The 18,212-nt window shown below is 68.2% G+C and carries 19 protein-coding genes; 15 read left to right on the forward strand and 4 right to left on the reverse strand.

Annotated elements, in window-relative coordinates; all coding sequences use genetic code 11:
- Positions 1-9: 9 nt before the first annotated feature.
- The 8 genes from APZ15_RS16815 to rng all read left to right on the forward strand — a co-directional run bounded on the left by APZ15_RS16815 (position 10) and on the right by rng (position 7,011).
- Entirely contained in the window at positions 10-738 is a 729-nt protein-coding gene (locus APZ15_RS16815; RefSeq protein WP_011352741.1) for a YebC/PmpR family DNA-binding transcriptional regulator, read from the forward strand.
- A 104-nt stretch (positions 739-842) separates the two neighbouring features.
- Positions 843-2,120: a phosphoribosylamine--glycine ligase gene (purD, locus tag APZ15_RS16820; protein WP_021161100.1), complete on the forward strand. Its 1,278-nt coding sequence runs from the start codon at positions 843-845 to the stop codon at positions 2,118-2,120.
- A 118-nt stretch (positions 2,121-2,238) separates the two neighbouring features.
- On the forward strand, positions 2,239-3,159 hold the full coding sequence (hemF, locus tag APZ15_RS16825; RefSeq protein WP_027786834.1) for an oxygen-dependent coproporphyrinogen oxidase: 921 nt from the start codon (positions 2,239-2,241) through the stop codon (positions 3,157-3,159).
- 41 nt (positions 3,160-3,200) lie between these two features.
- Positions 3,201-3,902, forward strand: coding sequence for a nicotinate-nucleotide adenylyltransferase (locus APZ15_RS16830; RefSeq protein ID WP_060193461.1), 702 nt, complete (start codon positions 3,201-3,203; stop codon positions 3,900-3,902).
- A gap of 4 nt (positions 3,903-3,906) precedes the next feature.
- The gene (rsfS, locus tag APZ15_RS16835; RefSeq protein WP_027786832.1) at positions 3,907-4,353 is read left to right on the forward strand and encodes a ribosome silencing factor; all 447 of its coding nucleotides are present in this window, start codon (positions 3,907-3,909) and stop codon (positions 4,351-4,353) included.
- Between the two features lie 25 nt (positions 4,354-4,378).
- Positions 4,379-4,849: a 23S rRNA (pseudouridine(1915)-N(3))-methyltransferase RlmH gene (gene rlmH, locus APZ15_RS16840; protein ID WP_006484265.1), complete on the forward strand. Its 471-nt coding sequence runs from the start codon at positions 4,379-4,381 to the stop codon at positions 4,847-4,849.
- Between the two features lie 51 nt (positions 4,850-4,900).
- Positions 4,901-5,533, forward strand: a complete 633-nt coding sequence (locus APZ15_RS16845) for a Maf family protein (protein ID WP_027786831.1) — start codon at positions 4,901-4,903, stop codon at positions 5,531-5,533.
- Positions 5,534-5,541: 8 nt separating this feature from the next.
- Positions 5,542-7,011 carry a ribonuclease G gene (rng, locus tag APZ15_RS16850; RefSeq protein WP_021161094.1) on the forward strand — a complete coding sequence of 490 codons (1,470 nt, stop codon included), beginning with the start codon at positions 5,542-5,544 and terminating at the stop codon, positions 7,009-7,011.
- A gap of 17 nt (positions 7,012-7,028) precedes the next feature.
- On the opposite strand, the gene APZ15_RS16855 is transcribed toward rng, so the two are convergent.
- The gene (locus tag APZ15_RS16855) at positions 7,029-7,409 is read right to left on the reverse strand and encodes a DUF1493 family protein (protein WP_027786830.1); all 381 of its coding nucleotides are present in this window, start codon (positions 7,407-7,409) and stop codon (positions 7,029-7,031) included.
- A gap of 330 nt (positions 7,410-7,739) precedes the next feature.
- Between APZ15_RS16855 and APZ15_RS16860 the strand changes: the two genes are divergently transcribed.
- From APZ15_RS16860 to APZ15_RS16875, 4 genes are all read left to right on the forward strand, one after another.
- Positions 7,740-8,075 (forward strand): YggL 50S ribosome-binding family protein, encoded by a 336-nt coding sequence (locus APZ15_RS16860; protein WP_027786829.1) that lies wholly within the window; start codon positions 7,740-7,742, stop codon positions 8,073-8,075.
- Between the two features lie 298 nt (positions 8,076-8,373).
- Positions 8,374-9,336, forward strand: a complete 963-nt coding sequence (locus APZ15_RS16865) for a PRC-barrel domain-containing protein (RefSeq protein WP_027786828.1) — start codon at positions 8,374-8,376, stop codon at positions 9,334-9,336.
- Positions 9,333-10,592: an MFS transporter gene (locus APZ15_RS16870; RefSeq protein ID WP_027786827.1), complete on the forward strand. Its 1,260-nt coding sequence runs from the start codon at positions 9,333-9,335 to the stop codon at positions 10,590-10,592. Before APZ15_RS16865 ends, APZ15_RS16870 begins: the two co-directional genes overlap by 4 nt.
- 41 nt (positions 10,593-10,633) lie before the next feature.
- Positions 10,634-11,200 carry an FUSC family protein gene (locus APZ15_RS16875; protein ID WP_027786826.1) on the forward strand — a complete coding sequence of 189 codons (567 nt, stop codon included), beginning with the start codon at positions 10,634-10,636 and terminating at the stop codon, positions 11,198-11,200.
- Positions 11,201-11,256: 56 nt separating this feature from the next.
- On the opposite strand, the gene APZ15_RS16880 is transcribed toward APZ15_RS16875, so the two are convergent.
- The gene (locus tag APZ15_RS16880; RefSeq protein WP_027786825.1) at positions 11,257-11,637 is read right to left on the reverse strand and encodes an RcnB family protein; all 381 of its coding nucleotides are present in this window, start codon (positions 11,635-11,637) and stop codon (positions 11,257-11,259) included.
- Between the two features lie 94 nt (positions 11,638-11,731).
- Positions 11,732-13,483 carry a lipid A export permease/ATP-binding protein MsbA gene (gene msbA / locus APZ15_RS16885; protein ID WP_034195746.1) on the reverse strand — a complete coding sequence of 584 codons (1,752 nt, stop codon included), beginning with the start codon at positions 13,481-13,483 and terminating at the stop codon, positions 11,732-11,734.
- A 246-nt stretch (positions 13,484-13,729) separates the two neighbouring features.
- Between msbA and APZ15_RS16890 the strand changes: the two genes are divergently transcribed.
- The 3 genes from APZ15_RS16890 to APZ15_RS16900 all read left to right on the forward strand — a co-directional run bounded on the left by APZ15_RS16890 (position 13,730) and on the right by APZ15_RS16900 (position 16,865).
- Positions 13,730-14,482: a glycosyltransferase family 2 protein gene (locus tag APZ15_RS16890; RefSeq protein ID WP_027786824.1), complete on the forward strand. Its 753-nt coding sequence runs from the start codon at positions 13,730-13,732 to the stop codon at positions 14,480-14,482.
- A 124-nt stretch (positions 14,483-14,606) separates the two neighbouring features.
- Positions 14,607-15,449: a glycosyltransferase family 2 protein gene (locus tag APZ15_RS16895; RefSeq protein ID WP_027786823.1), complete on the forward strand. Its 843-nt coding sequence runs from the start codon at positions 14,607-14,609 to the stop codon at positions 15,447-15,449.
- Between the two features lie 135 nt (positions 15,450-15,584).
- On the forward strand, positions 15,585-16,865 hold the full coding sequence (locus APZ15_RS16900) for an O-antigen ligase family protein (RefSeq protein ID WP_027786822.1): 1,281 nt from the start codon (positions 15,585-15,587) through the stop codon (positions 16,863-16,865).
- Positions 16,866-17,013: 148 nt separating this feature from the next.
- Here APZ15_RS16900 and APZ15_RS16905 read toward each other — a convergent pair whose 3' ends face one another.
- Entirely contained in the window at positions 17,014-18,192 is a 1,179-nt protein-coding gene (locus APZ15_RS16905) for a glycosyltransferase family 9 protein (RefSeq protein ID WP_027786821.1), read from the reverse strand.
- Positions 18,193-18,212 lie beyond the last annotated feature (20 nt).

Raw genomic sequence — 18,212 nt, forward strand, 5'->3', positions numbered from 1 at the left:
GAGAAAGGTATGGCTGGTCATTCGAAATGGGCCAACATCAAGCATAAGAAGGCAGCGGCCGACGCGAAGCGCGGCAAGATCTGGACCCGCCTGATCAAGGAAATCCAGGTCGCGGCGCGCCTCGGCGGCGGCGACGTCAACTCGAACCCGCGCCTGCGTCTGGCGGTCGACAAGGCGGCCGACGCGAACATGCCGAAGGACAACGTCAAGCGCGCGATCGATCGCGGCGTCGGCGGCGCGGACGGCGCGAACTACGAGGAAATCCGTTACGAAGGCTACGGCATCAGCGGCGCGGCGATCATCGTCGACACGCTGACCGACAACCGCACCCGCACGGTCGCGGAAGTCCGCCACGCGTTCTCGAAGTTCGGCGGCAACATGGGCACCGACGGCTCGGTCGCGTTCATGTTCGATCACGTCGGCCAGTTCCTGTTCGCCCCCGGCACGTCGGAAGACGCGCTGATGGAAGCCGCGCTCGAAGCCGGCGCGAACGACGTGAACACGAACGACGACGGCTCGATCGAAGTGCTGTGCGACTGGCAGGCATTCTCGGCGGTGAAGGACGCGCTCGAAGCCGGCGGCTTCAAGGCCGAACTCGCCGAAGTGACGATGAAGCCGCAGAACGAAGTCGAATTCACCGGCGACGACGCAGCGAAGATGCAGAAGCTCCTGGACGCGCTCGAGAACCTCGACGACGTGCAGGACGTGTATACGAACGCCGTCATCGTCGAGGAATGAGATGCCGGCCGCCGCGCACGCGTTGCGGCGGCGGCCCGATCGAATCCGCGGCCGGCGCGCCTGAGCGTGCCGGCCGCCCTGTTTTCTAGTCTGCGGGGAATCCCATGAAACTACTCGTCGTCGGTTCCGGCGGCCGCGAACATGCGCTGGCGTGGAAGCTCGCGCAGTCGCCGCGCGTCCAGATGGTCTACGTCGCGCCCGGCAATGGCGGCACGGCACAGGACGAGCGTCTGAAGAACGTCGACATCACGGCGCTCGACGAACTCGCCGATTTCGCGGAAAGCGAAGGCGTCGCGTTCACGCTCGTCGGGCCGGAAGCGCCGCTCGCGGCCGGTATCGTCAACCTGTTCCGCGCACGCGGCCTGAAGGTCTTCGGCCCGACCCGCGAAGCCGCGCAGCTCGAAAGCTCGAAGGATTTCGCGAAGGCGTTCATGAAGCGCCACGGCATCCCGACCGCCGAGTACGAAACGTTCTCCGACGTGGCCGCCGCGCACGCGTACATCGACGCGAAGGGTGCCCCGATCGTCGTGAAGGCCGACGGCCTCGCGGCCGGCAAGGGTGTCGTCGTCGCGATGACGCTGGAAGAAGCGCATCAGGCCGTCGACATGATGCTGTCGGGCAACAAGCTGGGCGACGCCGGCGCGCGCGTCGTGATCGAGGAATTCCTCGACGGCGAGGAAGCCAGCTTCATCGTGATGGTCGACGGCAAGCACGCGCTGGCGCTGGCTTCCAGCCAGGACCACAAGCGCCTGCTCGACGAGGATCGCGGCCCGAACACCGGCGGCATGGGCGCGTATTCGCCCGCGCCGATCGTCACGCCGCAGATGCACGCACGCGTGATGCGCGAGATCATCATGCCGACCGTGCGCGGGATGGAGAAGGACGGCATCCGCTTCACGGGCTTCCTGTATGCGGGCCTGATGATCGACAAGGAAGGCAATCCGCGCACGCTCGAGTTCAACTGCCGGATGGGCGACCCGGAAACGCAGCCGATCATGGCGCGCCTGAAGAGCGATTTCTCGAAGGTCGTCGAGCAGGCGATCGCGGGTACGCTCGACACGGTCGAGCTCGACTGGGACCGCCGCACCGCGCTCGGCGTCGTGCTGGCCGCGCACGGTTATCCGGACGCGCCGCGCAAGGGCGACCGCATCAACGGGATCCCGGCCGAGACCGAACAGGCGGTCACGTTCCATGCGGGCACGACGCTCGACGGCGACAAGCTGACGACGTCCGGCGGCCGCGTGCTGTGCGTGGTCGGCCTCGCCGATTCGGTGCGCGAAGCGCAGCAGCATGCGTACGACACGATCAACCAGATCAATTTCGAAGGCATGCAGTACCGCCGCGACATCGGCTTCCGCGCGCTCAACCGCAAGAGCGCGTAACGTTGCAACCGCCGCCCCGCCCTCGCGCGGCGGCGGGTCCTCTGCCGGGGTTCGATAGAATGCCCGGCAGATGCCTTTTTTACGGCCCCCGCTTCGCACGGGGGCACCCAGTCCAGACATGACCGATTCGACCTACGACGTGACGCGCGTGCGCACGTACCTCCAGGGCCTGCAGACACGCATCGCCGACGCGCTCGGCGCGCTCGACGGCACGCCGCTCGCGACCGATGCGTGGCAGCGCGGGCCGCAAGAGCGCCTGCGCGGCGGCGGCTGCACGCGGATTCTCGAAGGCGGCCGCGTGTTCGAGCGCGCGGGGATCGGTTTTTCCGACGTCGCGGGCGACGCGCTGCCGCCGTCGGCGAGCGCCGCGCGTCCGCAGCTGGCCGGCCGCGGCTTCGAGGCGCTCGGCGTGTCGCTGGTGCTGCACCCGCGCAATCCGTACTGCCCGACCGTGCACATGAACGTGCGGATGCTGATCGCGACGAAACCCGGCGAGGCGCCGGTCTTCTGGTTCGGCGGCGGGATGGATCTGACACCGGTTTATCCGTTCGAGGACGACGCGCGGCATTTCCACCAGACCTGCAAGGACGCGCTCGATCCGTTCGGCGCCGAGCTTTATCCGCGTTTCAAGGCGTGGTGCGACGAGTATTTCTTCCTGAAGCACCGCAACGAGACGCGCGGTGTCGGCGGGATCTTCTTCGACGATTTCTCCGAGCCCGGATTCGAACGCTCGTTTGAGATGATGCAAGGCGTCGGCGACGCGTTCCTGAACGCCTACCTGCCGATCGTCGAGCGTCGTGCCACGCTGCCATACGGCGAGCGCGAACGCGACTTCCAGGCTTACCGGCGCGGCCGCTACGTCGAATTCAACCTCGTGTTCGACCGCGGCACGCTGTTCGGCCTGCAAAGCGGCGGCCGGACCGAATCGATCCTGATGTCGATGCCGCCGGTCGCGAACTGGCGCTACAACTGGCAGCCCGAGCCGGGCTCGCCGGAAGCGCGCCTGAGCGAGTTCCTCGTGCCGCGCGACTGGGTCTGAGCCCGCCGCGCCCCGCCGCCCCAAGAACAGGACACGTTTTTCTGGACACCATCGCCCGCCCCGCCCCGCTGCCGCGTCGTATCGGCCTGCTGGGCGGCACTTTCGACCCGATCCACGACGGCCATCTCGCGCTCGCGCGCCGGTTCGCCGGGCTGCTCGGCCTGACCGAACTCGTGCTGCTGCCCGCCGGGCAGCCGTACCAGAAACGCGACGTGTCGGCCGCCGAGCATCGGCTCGCGATGACCCGCGCGGCCGCCGGCTCGCTGTCCCTGCCGGGCGTGACCGTGACCGTCGCCACCGACGAGATCGAGCACGCCGGCCCGACCTACACGGTCGAGACGCTCGCGCGCTGGCGCGCGCGGATCGGCCCGGACGCGTCGCTGTCGCTGCTGATCGGCGCCGACCAGCTCGTGCGCCTCGACACGTGGCGCGACTGGCGCACGCTGTTCGACTACGCGCACATCTGCGTGTCGACGCGCCCGGGCTTCGATCTCGGCGCGGCGCCGCCGGACGTCGCGCGGGAAATCGCAGCGCGGCAGGCCGGCGCCGACGTGCTGAAGGCCACGCCGGGCGGGCACCTGCTGATCGATACGACCCTTTCGTTCGACATCGCCGCGACCGACATCCGCGCACACCTGCGCGAATGCATCGCGCGCCATGCGCAAATGCCCGACGCATCGGCCGAGCATGTGCCGGCCGCCGTATGGGCCTATATTCTTCAACATCGCCTCTACCATTCCTGAATCCATGGATATTCGCAAACTGCAGCGCGTGATCGTCGACGCCCTCGAAGACGTCAAGGCGCAAGACATCAAGGTGTTCAACACCAGCCACCTGACCGAACTGTTCGACCGCGTGGTCGTCGCTTCGGGCACCTCCAACCGCCAGACCAAGGCCCTCGCGTCGAGCGTGCGTGACAAGGTCAAGGAAGCCGGCGGCGACATCGTCAGCTCCGAAGGCGAAGACACCGGCGAATGGGTGCTCGTCGACTGCGGCGACGCGGTCGTGCACATCCTGCAGCCGGCCCTGCGCCAGTACTACAACCTCGAGGAAATCTGGGGCGACAAGCCCGTGCGGATGAAGCTCGGCGGCGGCAAGGGGAACGGCTTCGCCACGGCCAGCGAAGGCGACGAGGACGAGGAAGAAGCCGCGCCCGCACGCCCGGCGCGCAAGACGGCCGCCCGCCGCCGTTGAGCCCCGAGTCGTTACGCGTCTCCCGATGAAGCTTTTCATTCTTGCGGTCGGCCACAAGATGCCGGGCTGGATCGCGTCCGGCTTCGACGAATACACGAAGCGGATGCCGCCGGAACTGCGCATCGAGTTGCGCGAGATCAAGCCCGAACTGCGTTCGGGCGGCCGCAGCGCCGAGAGCGTGATGGCGGCCGAGCGGCAGAAGATCGAGGCCGCGTTGCCGAAGGGCGCGCGCCTCGTCGCGCTCGACGAGCGCGGCCGCGACTGGACCACGATGCAGCTCGCGCAGGCGCTGCCCGGCTGGCAGCAGGACGGCCGCGACGTCGCGTTCGTGATCGGCGGTGCCGACGGGCTCGATCCGGAACTGAAAGCGCGTGCCGACGTGCTGCTGCGCATCTCGAGCATGACGCTGCCGCACGGGATGGTGCGCGTGCTGCTCGCCGAACAGCTTTACCGGGCGTGGAGCATCACGCAGAATCACCCCTACCACCGCGCATGACGTGTCGTCCTCGAGACGCGCGCCTCGCGCGCTCACCGAGATAACGACACCATGCCGTCCAGCACGTCCCCCGCACTTTTCCCGACCCTTTACCTCGCTTCACAAAGCCCGCGCCGCCAGGAGCTGCTGCAGCAGATCGGCGTACGCTTCGAGCTGCTGCTGCCGCGCCCCGACGAGGACGCCGAAGCGCTCGAGGCCGAACTGCCCGGCGAAGCCGCCGATGCCTACGTGCGGCGCGTGACCGTCGCCAAGGCCGAGGCCGCGCGTGCGCGCCTCGTCGCGAGCGGCAAGCCGGCTTCGCCGGTGCTGGTCGCCGATACGACCGTCACGATCGACGGCGCGATCCTCGGCAAGCCGGCCGACGCCGACGACGCGCTCGCGATGCTCACCCGCCTCGCGGGCCGCGAACACGAAGTGCTGACGGCCGTCGCCGTGATCGATGCCGACGGCCAACTGCTGCCGCCCGCGCTGTCGCGCTCGTCGGTGCGCTTCGCGGCCGCGTCGCGCGATGCGTATGCACGCTACGTCGAATCGGGCGAGCCGTTCGGCAAGGCCGGCGCGTACGCGATCCAGGGGCGCGCCGCCGAGTTCATCGAGCGAATCGACGGTTCCCATTCAGGTATCATGGGTCTGCCCCTTTTTGAGACCGCGGCGCTGTTGCGCGCCGCGCGTGTCGCCTTCTGAATCCCACCATGAACGAAGAAATCCTGATCAACCTCACGCCGCAGGAAACGCGGGTCGCACTCGTCCAGCAAGGCGCGGTGCAGGAGCTTCACGTCGAGCGCACGCTGTCGCGCGGGCGGGTCGGCAACATCTATCTCGGCAAGGTCGTGCGCGTGCTGCCCGGCATGCAGTCGGCATTCATCGACATCGGCCTCGAGCGCGCGGCGTTCCTGCACGTCGCCGACATCTGGCATCCGCGCCTCGCGGGCGAGCCGCAGTCGGGCACGCCGCACCAGCCGATCGAAAAGACCGTGTTCGAGGGCCAGACGCTGATGGTCCAGGTGATCAAGGATCCGATCGGCACGAAAGGCGCCCGGCTGTCGACGCAGGTCAGCATCGCGGGCCGCACGCTCGTCTACCTGCCGCAGGAGCCGCATATCGGCATCTCGCAGAAGATCGAGAGCGAGGCCGAGCGCGAAGCCGTGCGTGCGCGGCTGACCGCCGTGATCCCGCCGGACGAGAAAGGCGGCTACATCGTGCGCACGATCGCCGAGGATGCGACCTCCGACGAACTCGCCGGCGACGTCACGTACCTGCGCAAGACGTGGGCGACGATCGTCGGGCAGGCGCAGCGGCTGCCGGCGACGAGCCTGCTGTACCAGGATCTCGACCTCGCGCAGCGCGTGCTGCGCGATTTCGCGAACGACGACACGACGCGCATCCAGGTCGATTCGCGCGAGACCTACCAGCGCCTGTCCGAATTCGCGGCCGAGTTCACGCCGGCCGTGAGCCCGAAGCTGCACCACTACACGGGTGAACGGCCGCTGTTCGACCTGTACAACATCGAGACGGAGATCCAGCGCGCACTGTCGCGCCGTGTCGACCTGAAGTCGGGCGGCTACCTGATGATCGACCAGACCGAGGCGATGACGACGATCGACGTGAACACGGGCGGTTACGTCGGTGCGCGCAACTTCGACGACACGATCTTCAAGACCAACCTCGAGGCCGCGCACACGATCGCGCGGCAGCTGCGGCTGCGCAACCTCGGCGGGATCATCATCATCGACTTCATCGACATGGAGAACGCCGAGCATCGCGACGCGGTGCTGTCCGAGCTGAAGAAGGCGCTGTCGCGAGATCGTACGCGCGTGACGGTCAACGGCTTCTCGCAGCTCGGGCTCGTCGAGATGACGCGCAAGCGCACGCGCGAATCGCTCGCGCACGTGCTGTGCGAACCGTGCCCGACCTGCCAGGGCAAGGGCCAGGTGAAAACGTCACGTACCGTGTGCTACGACATCCTGCGCGAAATCCTGCGTGAGTCACGGCAATTCAACCCGCGCGAATTCCGCGTGATCGCCGCGCAGCAGGTGATCGACCTGTTCCTCGATGAGGAATCGCAACATCTCGCGATGCTGATCGACTTCATCGGCAAGCCGGTGTCGCTGCAGGTGGAGTCGAATTTGAGCCAGGAGCAATACGACATCGTGCTGATGTAACGGCCGTTCGAGTCCGGTTATTTCGTGTGAGCGGTTAGCGTTGCGGCCGGCTCGATCGCATTGCTGTCCCAACGGCCGAGCCGCATCGCTTCTTCCAGCATGCCGAGCGTCAACGACACGCGCGGTGGTTTGCGATAACGCTCGGAAAACATCGCGAGAAACGTCGTCACCCTATCCTGTTCCTCCGGGCCGAAATAGCGGCCGCAGGGAAAATCGCCGGCCGGCACACCAAACGTTTCGGCCCACTTGTCGATGAATTCGATTGCGTCGATTCCGGTCACATACAGATCCTCTTCGAGGCGTGACGACGGAGCGATCTTCAGTTCGCCGCCGAACAACGGGCGACCCAGTTCTTCGCGCGTGAATGCGGCCGGCTTTTCCCACGTATCGGTCGGCATTTCAGAACACCGGAAAAACAGGTCGCCGCCTCGAGATCGATACGTCCAATGAACGCATTGCGATCGTCCGACATGCGACCCTCGTTGTCGTTCGAGTAGCCGCGACCATCGCAAAGCCGAGGCAGCCCGCCGTCCCTGTATCATTCGGTCATGCGCGCGATGAGCCGCCGGGCCAAGCCGCATCACGAAACGCCCATCGCGTCAATGTTCACGAATGGTTTCACGATCGCCTCCGCGATGACACGCGATCGAGACGGCGCCATGCGTCATCCTTTCGCTGCCGCCGCCGGCCGCACGATCCATTCCCCTCTCATTCACTCACCACACACCATGAGCCAAGGCCACAACCGCCGCCAGCGCAAGAAACTCCACATCGGCGAATTCCAGGAACTCGCGTTCAACGCAACCGCGCACTACCGCAACGAACTGACCGACCTCGAACGCGGCCAGCTGATCGACGCGTTCATCGACTTCGTCGAAGCGAACGGTCTGCTGACCGTCGCGTCGGCCGACGAAGGCATCGGCGCGTACGTGATCTCCGGCGCACCGCGCGGCACGACGACCGACGCCGATCGCGAACTCGTGCGCGGTTGGCTCGCCGCCCGTCCGGAACTGACCGACGTGCAGGTCAGCGAATTCTCCGACGCGTGGTACCCGGAAGCCTGACGCCCGGTTTCCCCCTGCATTCATGCAGCGCCCGCGCCTGCCCGCCATGACGGCGGCAGGCCGGGCCGGCACCCATGCGCACGGCCCCTCGCCCGGTCGCTTCCCCGTCGCCCCACCGCGACGCGACCGCCGCCGATCCCTACCTTTTCCCGACAGTCCGCCTCCAGCAAGCCGTCGAAATCGGCCCTGAAAGGAAGACACGTTAAAATCTCCCCTCGCGTGGTGCGCCGCCCGCACCCGCCATCCATCGCCAGCCGCGTGCCCTCGGGCCGCCCCCCGACCCATGGAGTGAGTGTCAATGAGCGGCGGACTTCCGTTTCCCGCATCCCGCAAGTCGTTGCCGTCCTCGACGGTCTTCCTGATTCTCGCCGCCGCCGCGCTGCTGTCCGGCTGCGGGCTGCTGCCGGTCCAGAATCCGCCCGCGCCGATCAGCGAGGCGCTCGTCGAGCCCATCCAGGAAACCGCCGGCGAACCGCTGACGATGCCGCCCGTGCCGGCGCCGACGCAGCCGGAAGGGCCGGAAGCGCCGAAAAAGCCGCACCGCGAAGTCACGCGGCCGAAGCCCGTGCAGCGCCCCGAATCGCCGACTCCACCGCCGCCTCCGCCCGCGCCGATCGTCGCGACGCGCCCGCTCGACCGCACGCAGATCCATGCGCTGCTCGACAGCGAAGTCGCGCGCCGCAACGGCAAGGTGATCGGCCGCGCGGTCGACATGGTGACCGACGCGAGCGGCAAGCCGCGCGAGATGGTCGTCAACCTGCAGGGCTTCATGGGCGTCGGCGACCGCAAGGTCATCTTCCCGTGGAACGTGTTCCGCTTCACGCCGGGCGGCAAACAGGAGCCGATCGTGCTCGACGTGCCGTCGGGCGACCTGCCGCCGGCAGCGCGGCCCAAGGCCGTGCCGCTGTCGGGTTCGGCCGCGGCCTCGCCCGCGACGCGCCTGCCATTGCTCGACAGCGACGTCGAGCGCCCGAACGGCACGAAGATCGGCCGCATCGTCGACGTGCTGATCGACCGCGCGTCGCAGCCGCAGGCTGTCGTGCTCGACCTCGGCGGGCTCGTCAATACCGACCGCCGTTCGATCGCCGCGAGCTGGGGCGCGCTGCGCTTCGTCACGCGCGACAAGGCGCTGCGTCCGCAGCTCGACCTGAACGACGCACAGATCAAGGCGTCGCCGCCCTACGCGGCCGACAAGCCGATCGTCGCGGTCTACCCGCCCGTTGCCCCGGCACCGGCTTCGTCTGCGAGTGCGACCCGATGACGATCAAGCATTCCGTCAGCGTACGCAGTCTCCGGTCCCTCGACTGGCTCAACTTCTTCGTTGCAAACGTTCAAACAGGGTTCGGTCCGTTCATCGCGTCCTACCTCGCGTCGCACAAGTGGACGCAGGGCGAGATCGGTATGGTGCTGTCGATCGGCACGATCAGCGCGATGGTCAGCCAGGTGCCGGGCGGCGCGGCCGTCGATGCGCTGAAGAACAAGAAAGGCGCGGCCGCGTGGGCGATCGCGGCCATCATCCTGTCCGCGGTGCTGCTCGCGTCGAGCCCGACGATCGTGCCGGTGATCGCCGCCGAGGTGTTCCACGGTTTCGCGAGCTGCATGCTCGTGCCGGCGATGGCCGCGATCTCGTTCTCGCTCGTCGGCCGCGCCGACCTCGGTGACCGGCTCGGCCGCAACGCGCGCTGGGCATCGATCGGCAGCGCGGTCGCGGCGGGCCTGATGGGGCTCACCGGCGAATACTTCTCCGCGCGTGCGGTGTTCTGGCTGACCGCCGTGCTGGCGTTGCCCGCGCTGTTCGCACTCGCGATGATCCAGCCGACCCACGAAGTGATCCCGCAATCGTCGAAGCCCGACGACCACGACGAAGCCGGCGAACGCGAGACACTGCTCGAACTGCTGCGCGACCGCCGGATGCTGATCTTCGCGGCGTGCGTCGTGCTGTTCCACCTGTCGAACGCGGCGATGCTGAACCTCGCGGCCGGTGAGGTCACGGCCGGGATGGGCGAGAACGTGCAGCTCGTGATCGCCGCGTGCATCATCGTGCCGCAGGCGATCGTCGCGATGCTGTCGCCGTGGGTCGGCCGCTCCGCGCAGCGCTGGGGGCGCCGGCCGATCCTGCTGCTCGGCTTCTCCGCGCTGCCGGTGCGCGCGCTGTTGTTCGCCGGCGTGAGCAGCCCGTACCTGCTGGTGCCGGTGCAGATGCTCGACGGCATCAGCGCCGCCGTGTTCGGCGTGATGCTGCCGCTGATCGCGGCCGACGTCGCGGGCGGCAAGGGACGCTACAACCTGTGCATCGGGCTGTTCGGGCTCGCGGCCGGGATCGGCGCGACGCTCAGCACCGCGGCTGCCGGCTACGTCGCCGATCATTTCGGGAATGCCGTCAGCTTCTTCGGGCTCGCGGGCGCCGGCGCGCTGGCCGTGCTGCTGGTCTGGCTCGTGATGCCCGAAACGCGCGTCGAGAACGGCGACGCGGCGGCCGACGAACCGGCCGCCGCGTCGCCCGAACAGGCGCACTGACGCCCGCGCGCCGCCGCTACCCGCTTCCAGGTCAACGCATGATGGATACGATCAGGACACTCAACGAAGCCCGCCAGCAGATCCAGCAGTCGATCTTCGATCTGTTCAAGGGGCTGTCATTCAGCGAACGGCTCGCGCAAGGCGGACTGATGGCGCTGCAGGCCGTGTGCAGCGCGTGCCTCGCCTACGTGATCGGCCGCGCGATGCATACCGAGCAGGCCGTGTGGGCGGCGATCACCGCGATCGCCGTCACGCAGCACAACTACTCGGACACGATGTCGCTGTCGCGCGACCAGTTCATCGGCGCGATGGTCGGCGGCGTGCTCGGCTTCGCCGGCGCGGCACTCGGCGGCGACCGCCTCGTCGCGTATGCGATTACCGTCGCGGTCGTGATCGTCTGCTGCTGGTGCCTGAACGTCGGCAGCGCGGCACGGCTCGGCGGCGTAACCGCGACGATCGTGCTGCTGTTTCCGGGTAACGGCCCGCTGTGGGATGTTCCGCTGATGCGGCTCGGTGAAGTGACGCTCGGCACCGTGTGTGCGCTGGGCGTGTGCTGGGTGATGTCGAGAATCGAGCGCCGCTGGTTCCGCCACGCAGCGGCAAAGTGACGCGGCTGCCCGGCGTGCATCGCGGCATCGCGATACGCGCCGGGCGAGCGGCAAGGTCAGCCGCCGATCCGCAGCACGATGCCGGAACCGATCTGCACCAGCAGGTGATCCCCGCCGACGCCGACCCATTGATAACCGCGCGGCGGCGGGCTCAGGTGATAGCCGCGCCAGTCGTCGATCACGTACTGGCGATCGCGGAACTCGGGGGGAAGCCGGTCACCCTTGTGCCACTCGCGGCGCGGCTGGTCGGCCCAGCGCGGCGGCACGTCGTCCTCATGACGCATCTGGCCGGGCGGCATATGTTTCGGGCCGTGGCCGCGCTGCATGCCGTGGCCGCCGTGGTCGTTGTGGTTGTCGTGGTCCTGCGCCATCGCGGCCGGTGCGGCGAAACCCGCCGCGATCACCGCGGCCAGCATCATCCCGTGCATCTTCTTCATCGTGCGTTCCCTCCGTGTCGTCACGTCGAACGAAACCACTCGAACTGCCCGATGAAGACTAGCACACGGTATCGCGCGGCTACGTAACCGCGCGTTACGCCGCCTGCTGCTGGTACTGGATCCGGTGCAGGTGCGCGTAGAGGCCGCCGTGGCGCAGCAATTCGTCGTGGCTGCCCTCTTCGACGATCTTGCCGGCCTCGAGCACGAGGATGCGGTCCGCGCGCTCGATCGTCGACAGCCGGTGCGCGATCACGAGCGTCGTGCGGCCTTCCATCAGCCGTTCGAGCGCGGCCTGCACGTGGCGCTCCGATTCCGAGTCGAGCGCCGAGGTCGCTTCGTCGAGAATCAGGATCGGTGCGTCCTTGTAGATCGCACGCGCGATCGCGAGCCGCTGGCGCTGGCCGCCGGACAGCCGCATCCCGTTGCCGCCGACGAGCGTGTCGAGCCCGTCGGGCATCGCGGCGACCGCATCGGCAAGGTTCGCGGCCTCGAGCGCGGCCTGCACGCGCGCGCGGTCGGGCGTCTGCCCGTACGCGACGTTCGCGGCGATCGTGTCGTTGAACAGTACGACGTCCTGGCTGACCATCGCCATCTGGCCGCGCAGCGCGTGGAGGTCGTAGTCGGCCACCGGCACGCCGTCGACCAGGATTGCGCCGTCGGTCGGGTCGAAGAAGCGCGGCAGCAGGTTCACGAGCGTCGTCTTGCCGCTGCCGGACGGCCCCGCGAGCGCAATCATTTCGCCCGGCGCGACCTTGAACGAGATGCGGTCGAGCGTCGGCCGCTCGGTCGCGCCGTAGTCGAACGACACGTTGCGGAATTCGATCTCGCCGCGCGCATGCGGCAACAGCCGGCCGCCGCCCTGCGGCTCGGCCGGCTCGTCGATCAGCCCGAAGATCAGCTCGGCGGCCGTCATCCCGCGCTGCAGCGGCTGGTTGACGTCGATCAGGTGCTTGAGCGGCGAGATCACCAGCAGCATCGATGTGACGAACGCGACGAAGCCGCCGACCGTCGTCTGGTCGTTCGACGACTGCACGACCGCGATCGTGATCACGACCGCAAGCGCGATCGACGCGAGGAACTGCGTGAGCGGCTGAGCGAGGCCGCCGGAAACCGTCATGCGCATCGCGTAGCCGCGCAGGCGCTTGCTCATCTGCGTGAAGCGGTCGATCTCGTACGCTTCGCCGTTGTGCACCTTGACGACCTTGTAGCCGCCGACCGTCTCCTCGACGATGTACGACAGCTCGTTGGTCAGCGTCTGGTGCTCGCGGTTCAGGCGGCGCAGGCGGCGGTTGATCTTGCTGACGAGCCAGCCGATGCCCGGCAGGATCACCGCGACGATCAGCGTGAGCCGCCAGTTCAGGTAGAACAGGTAGCCGAGCAGGAAGATCACCGTCAGCGAATCGCGCACCAGCGTGACCATCACGCCCGTCAGCACCGACAGGATCTGGTTGACCTCGAACACGATCGCGTTGATCACCGTGCTCGCGGTTTCGCGCTGGAAGAACGACGCGCCGGTATGGATCATCCGCTGGAACATCTCGAGCCGCAGTTGCAGCAGGATGCGGTTCGATACGTAGTTGAGCAGGTAATTCGACGTGTACTGGGACACGCCGCGCACGAGCGCGAGGCCGATCACCGCGATAGGCACGTACCATTTCGCACGGTCGCTGCCGTGCGCGCCGAAGCCGTGGTCGAGGAGCGGCTTGAGCAGCGCCGGGATACCGGCCTCGGTGGCCGCGACGACGCCCATCGTCATCACGGCGAGCACCACGATGCCGATCAGCGGCCGGATGTACGGCCACAGGCGCTTGAGGACCGTCACGGGCGAGGTGCCCGTGCCGTCCATCGGTTTGCGAAGAGTGTTCTGGGTTTCCAAGGCAATCCTTCTTGAGCCGCGAAGCGGCGCCCGGGCATGGCCGCCCGGGAGGTCGCCCCTGTCGGGCGGGTGCCGAAAAGGGCTCAACATTATAGCCGCACCGCCCCGGCGGGCACGGTCATGGCCGACACGGGGCCGACGCAGGGCCGACGCGGCCGGCGGCCGGCCCGCGGGTATACTGCCGCTCACCGTTTTCTCCGCCTTTCCGACGATTTCATGGCTGAACCCTCCCTCGGCGTCGCCCTCATCGCCCTCAACGCGTCCGCGCGGCTTGCGCAGTGCCTTGCCGCGCTGTCGTTCGCCGACGACGTCGTCGTCATCGACGGCGGCAGCACCGACGATACCGTCGTGATCGCGCAGGCGCACGGCGCGCGCGTGATCGTCGAGCGCGACTGGCCGGGCTTCGGCCCGCAGAAGAACCGCGCGCTCGAGGCGCTCGACACCGACTGGATCCTGTCCCTCGATACCGACGAAGTCGTCACGCCTGAACTCGCGCAGTCGATCCGCGACACGATCCGCGCACCGAACGCGCAGGTCTATGCGGTCGACCGGCTGTCGAGCTTCTGCGGCCAGTGGATCCATCACAGCGGCTGGTATCCGGACTGGGTGCCGCGCCTGTTCCGGCGCGGCTGCGCGCGCTTCTCGGACGACCTCGTGCACGAACGCCTCGTGTTCGATGGCGCGGCGCAGCGCCTGTCCGGCAAGCTGATGCACTACTCGTACGAGGATTTCGAAACCGTCGTGCGCAAGCTCGACGCGTATTCGACAGCCGGCGCGCGCCAGCGCCGCGCGGCCGGCCAGCGCGGCGGCTTCGGCAAGGCGCTCGCGCGCGGCGCCTGGGCGTTCGTGCGCACCTACGTGCTGCGGCGCGGCTTCCTCGACGGCCGCGCCGGCTTCATGATCGCCGTGTTCAACGCGGAAACCGTGTATTACCGGTTCCTGAAGCTCGGCCACGAACGGGCGCGCTGAGCGCCCGCCCGGCACGCGACCGGCGCGGCGTTACAATGCCGGGTTGCCCGCGCCGCGCGTGCCCGCTCGCCCGACAGGCGGCGCCGCGCGCCGCCCGCCACGACGACCACCGAATCCGACCGCCATGTTCTCTATCATCATTCCGACCTGGAACAATCTGCCGTACCTCAAGCTCGTCGTCGACAGCCTGCGCCGCCACTCCGCGTACGACCACCAGATCATCGTCCACGTGAACGACGGCTCCGACGGCACGCTCGACTGGGTGCGCAGCGAAGGCATCGAACATACCGCGTCGCCGACCAACATCGGCATCTGCCACGCGGTGAACTGGGCCGCCGCGCGCGCGACCCGCGACTACGTCGTCTACATGAACGACGACATGTTCTGCTGCCCCGGCTGGGACACGGCGCTCGTGCGCCGCATCGAACAGATGCCGACCGACCTGTTCATGCTGTCGGGCACGATGATCGAGCCGGTCGACACGCGCAACCCGTGCGTCGTGGTCAGCAATTTCGGCCGCGACGCCGAGCATTTCGATGCGGCGGGCCTCGTCGCGGCGGCCCCGAAGCTCGCGCGCGCGGACTGGCTCGGCTCGACCTGGCCGCCGACGCTCGTGCACCGCGACTGGTGGAACCGGATCGGCGGCTACAGCAGCGAACTGTCGCCCGGCATGAGCAGCGACAACGATTTCTCGATGAAATTCTGGGACGCTGGCTGCCGGATCTTCATCGGCGCCGGCGACAGCCTCGTCTACCACTTCCAGCAGAAAAGCACGGGCAAGATCGTCAAGAACGACGGCCGCCGCCAGTTCCTCAACAAATGGGGCATGACCCAGGCGACGTTCGACCGCTACTACCTGCATCGCGGCGAACCGGCCGGCACGCGCGTCGCGCTCGACACGCCGGCCATCGAAGGACGCCTGAAGCGCGCGCTGCTGCGCTCGCGGATCAAGCGCGCGTTCAGCTGATCGGGCCCCGAAAACAGCACGGAAACGCCCCCTGCTTCGCGTATACTCTGCGCCGTTCGTCCCGGCTCTCCCGCCGGGGCGCGCGGCGCGCAGCACGATGCCCGCAAGCCGCATTCGTCCATTCGACAGGTTCCGATGCTTTCGTTTTCCGCTCCCGCCACGCGGCGCCTGACCGCCGCCCGCGCCTTCGCCGTTGCCGCGCTCTGCATGGTGCCGGTCTCGACCGCGCTGACCAACGTCTTCTGCGGGCTGTTCGCCGCCGCGCTCGTCATCTCCCCCGAATTCTGGCGTGACCTGCGCTCGTTGGTCACCGACCAGGCTTCGCTCGCGGCACTGCTGATCCTCGCCGCGCTGGCCGTCAGCGTCACTTATACGGTTGCGCCGCACGCCAAGGCGTGGAACTGGGTCGCCAAATACGACAAGCTGCTGCTGCTGCCTTTTGCCGTGGTCGCGTTCCGTCATTCGAACTGGGCGCCGATCGTGCAGCGCTGCTGGTTCGCCACGCTGTGCGTCATCCTGCTGCTGTCGACGACCAACTATCTCGGGCTGACCGCGATCGGGCCCGCGCATGCGACCCAGCTGCCGCTGTCGCGCGCATGGGTGTTCAAGAACCACATCGCCGCCGGCATGTTCGGCGCGCTGCTGTTCTACCAGGCCGCCGATTTCGCGCTGTCGGCGCGCACGACGCTGTCGCGCGTCGCTTGCGCCGCCATCGCCGCATGGTCGCTGGTGAACGTCTTCGTGATGCTGCAGGGGCGCACCGGGCAAGTCATCGCGCTGCTGCTGATCCTCGTCGTCGCGGTGCGGTTCGTGCTGTTGCTGCGCCGCCGGTCGGCGCTGCGCGCGGGGCTCGTCGCCGGGGTGTTCGTCCTGGCCGGCATCGCGCTGGTGGTCGCGGCTTGCACGGTTCACAACGGCCGGCTCGTCAAGGTCGTGTCGGAAGTGCAGCAGTATCGGCAGAGCGATGCGGCGACGTCGACCGGGCTGCGCCTCGAGTGGTACAAGAAGGGGTTCGAACTGTATCGCCAGCGCCCGCTGATCGGCTATGGCGCGGGCGGCCTCGAATTCGAATTCGAGAAACTCACGGCCGGCAAGACGGCCGCCGAAGGCCAGCTGACGTCGAACCCGCACAACGAATACCTGCTGATGGCCGTGCAGCTCGGGACGCTCGGCCTGCTGCTGTTCATCAACCTGATCGTGCAGATCGCACGCGGCAGCCGCGCGCTCGATCCGCGCTCGCGGCATCTGCTGCTCGCCTGGCTCGCGATCTTCGCGATCGGCAGTCTCGCGAATTCGTTGCTGCTCGATTTCGCCGAAGGGCACCTGATCGTGCTGCTGGCAGGTATCCTGCTCGGCTGCGGCGAGCGCGGCGAGGCGCTGCCGCGCGAGACGTCGGCGATCCGGCGCAGCGCGTAACGCGCGGCGGCCTGCGCCGTGCTGCCGACCGACTTCGGCGGCGGCGGCACCCGCCGTCGAAGCGACCGGGCTGCGCGCGTTCGGCGCGGCCCGTCGCGAAACAGGCCATCCAGAACGACAAAAGAGAACGGCGTGCGCCGCCCGCGCGTCAGTCGGAGCCGGCGCGATGCAGCCGTGACGTATCGACGGCGACCGCGGCCGGGCCCGGCGGATTCAGCCCGAGCATCTCGGCCGCTGCGGCCTTCACGCGCTGCGCACCGAGATTGACGAGGCAGTCGCTGCGGCTGTCGACCTTGCGCTCGCAGCCCTCGTGCCGGCACGGCACGCAATCGCCCTCCCCCTGCAGCAGCCACACGTTCCCGTGCCGCCCCGAGCCGTGCAGCGGCCACGGATTCTCGGTCGCCGGCCAGTGCTGCGGCCACGGCCCCCAGCGCACCGGGTCGGACGGACCGAACAGCGCGATCGTGTCGGTGCCGGTCGCGGCCGCGACGTGCGTCGCGCCGGTGTCGGGCCCGATGAAGAGCCGTGCGCGCCGTACGAGTTCGGCGCTTTCGCCGAACGTCAGGCGTCCGACCAGGTTCAGCACGTCGCCGCCCGCTTCGGCCGCGACCTGCTGCGCATACTCGCGCTCGCTGTCGGCCGGGCCGCCCGACAGCGCGACCGCATAGCCGTGCTCGCGCAGCCAGCCGATCATCTCGACCCAGCCGTCGAGCCGCCACTGCTTGTAACGGAACATCGGATACGGATGCAGCACGACCAGCGGCTTGCCGGCGCGGATCGCCGGCGACTCGGCGAGCCACGCGTCGAAACGCGCACGCCGTGCCGGATCGTCGCCGATGCCGGGCGCGACGACCTCGGACACCGGCTCGATGCCGATCACCGGCGCGAGTGCCAGCGTGCTGACGACCGTATGCGCGGATTCGTGATGATTGATCGCGATCCCGTTCAGCATCATCCGCGTGAGCCACGTCACGCGGTTCGGATCGACGAGGCCCACCCGCTTGCGGCCCGCGAACCAGCTGTAGAAGCGCGGCCGGTCGGAGCTCAGCGCCGCGCACGCAAGATCGTAGCGGCGCCACATCGACAACGCGTCGCGCAACCGCTCGCGGAAACCCGCGCGCTGCGCGACGACGATCACGTGCCGTACGTCCGGATTGTGCTCGAGCACGCCTTCGGTGCCGCGAAACACCAGCATGTCGATCTGCGCATCCGGCCAGCGGGCCTTCAGCGAACGGACGAGCGGCGTCGTCAGCAGCACGTCGCCGATACGGCGCGGCGCGGCCACGAGGATGGTTCTGGGCGGGCGGGCGGAAGAAAACAGGGCCACGGCGATTGAGGTATCCGGCT

The sequence above is a fragment of the Burkholderia cepacia ATCC 25416 genome (assembly GCF_001411495.1).
GTDB classification, from domain to species: domain Bacteria; phylum Pseudomonadota; class Gammaproteobacteria; order Burkholderiales; family Burkholderiaceae; genus Burkholderia; species Burkholderia cepacia.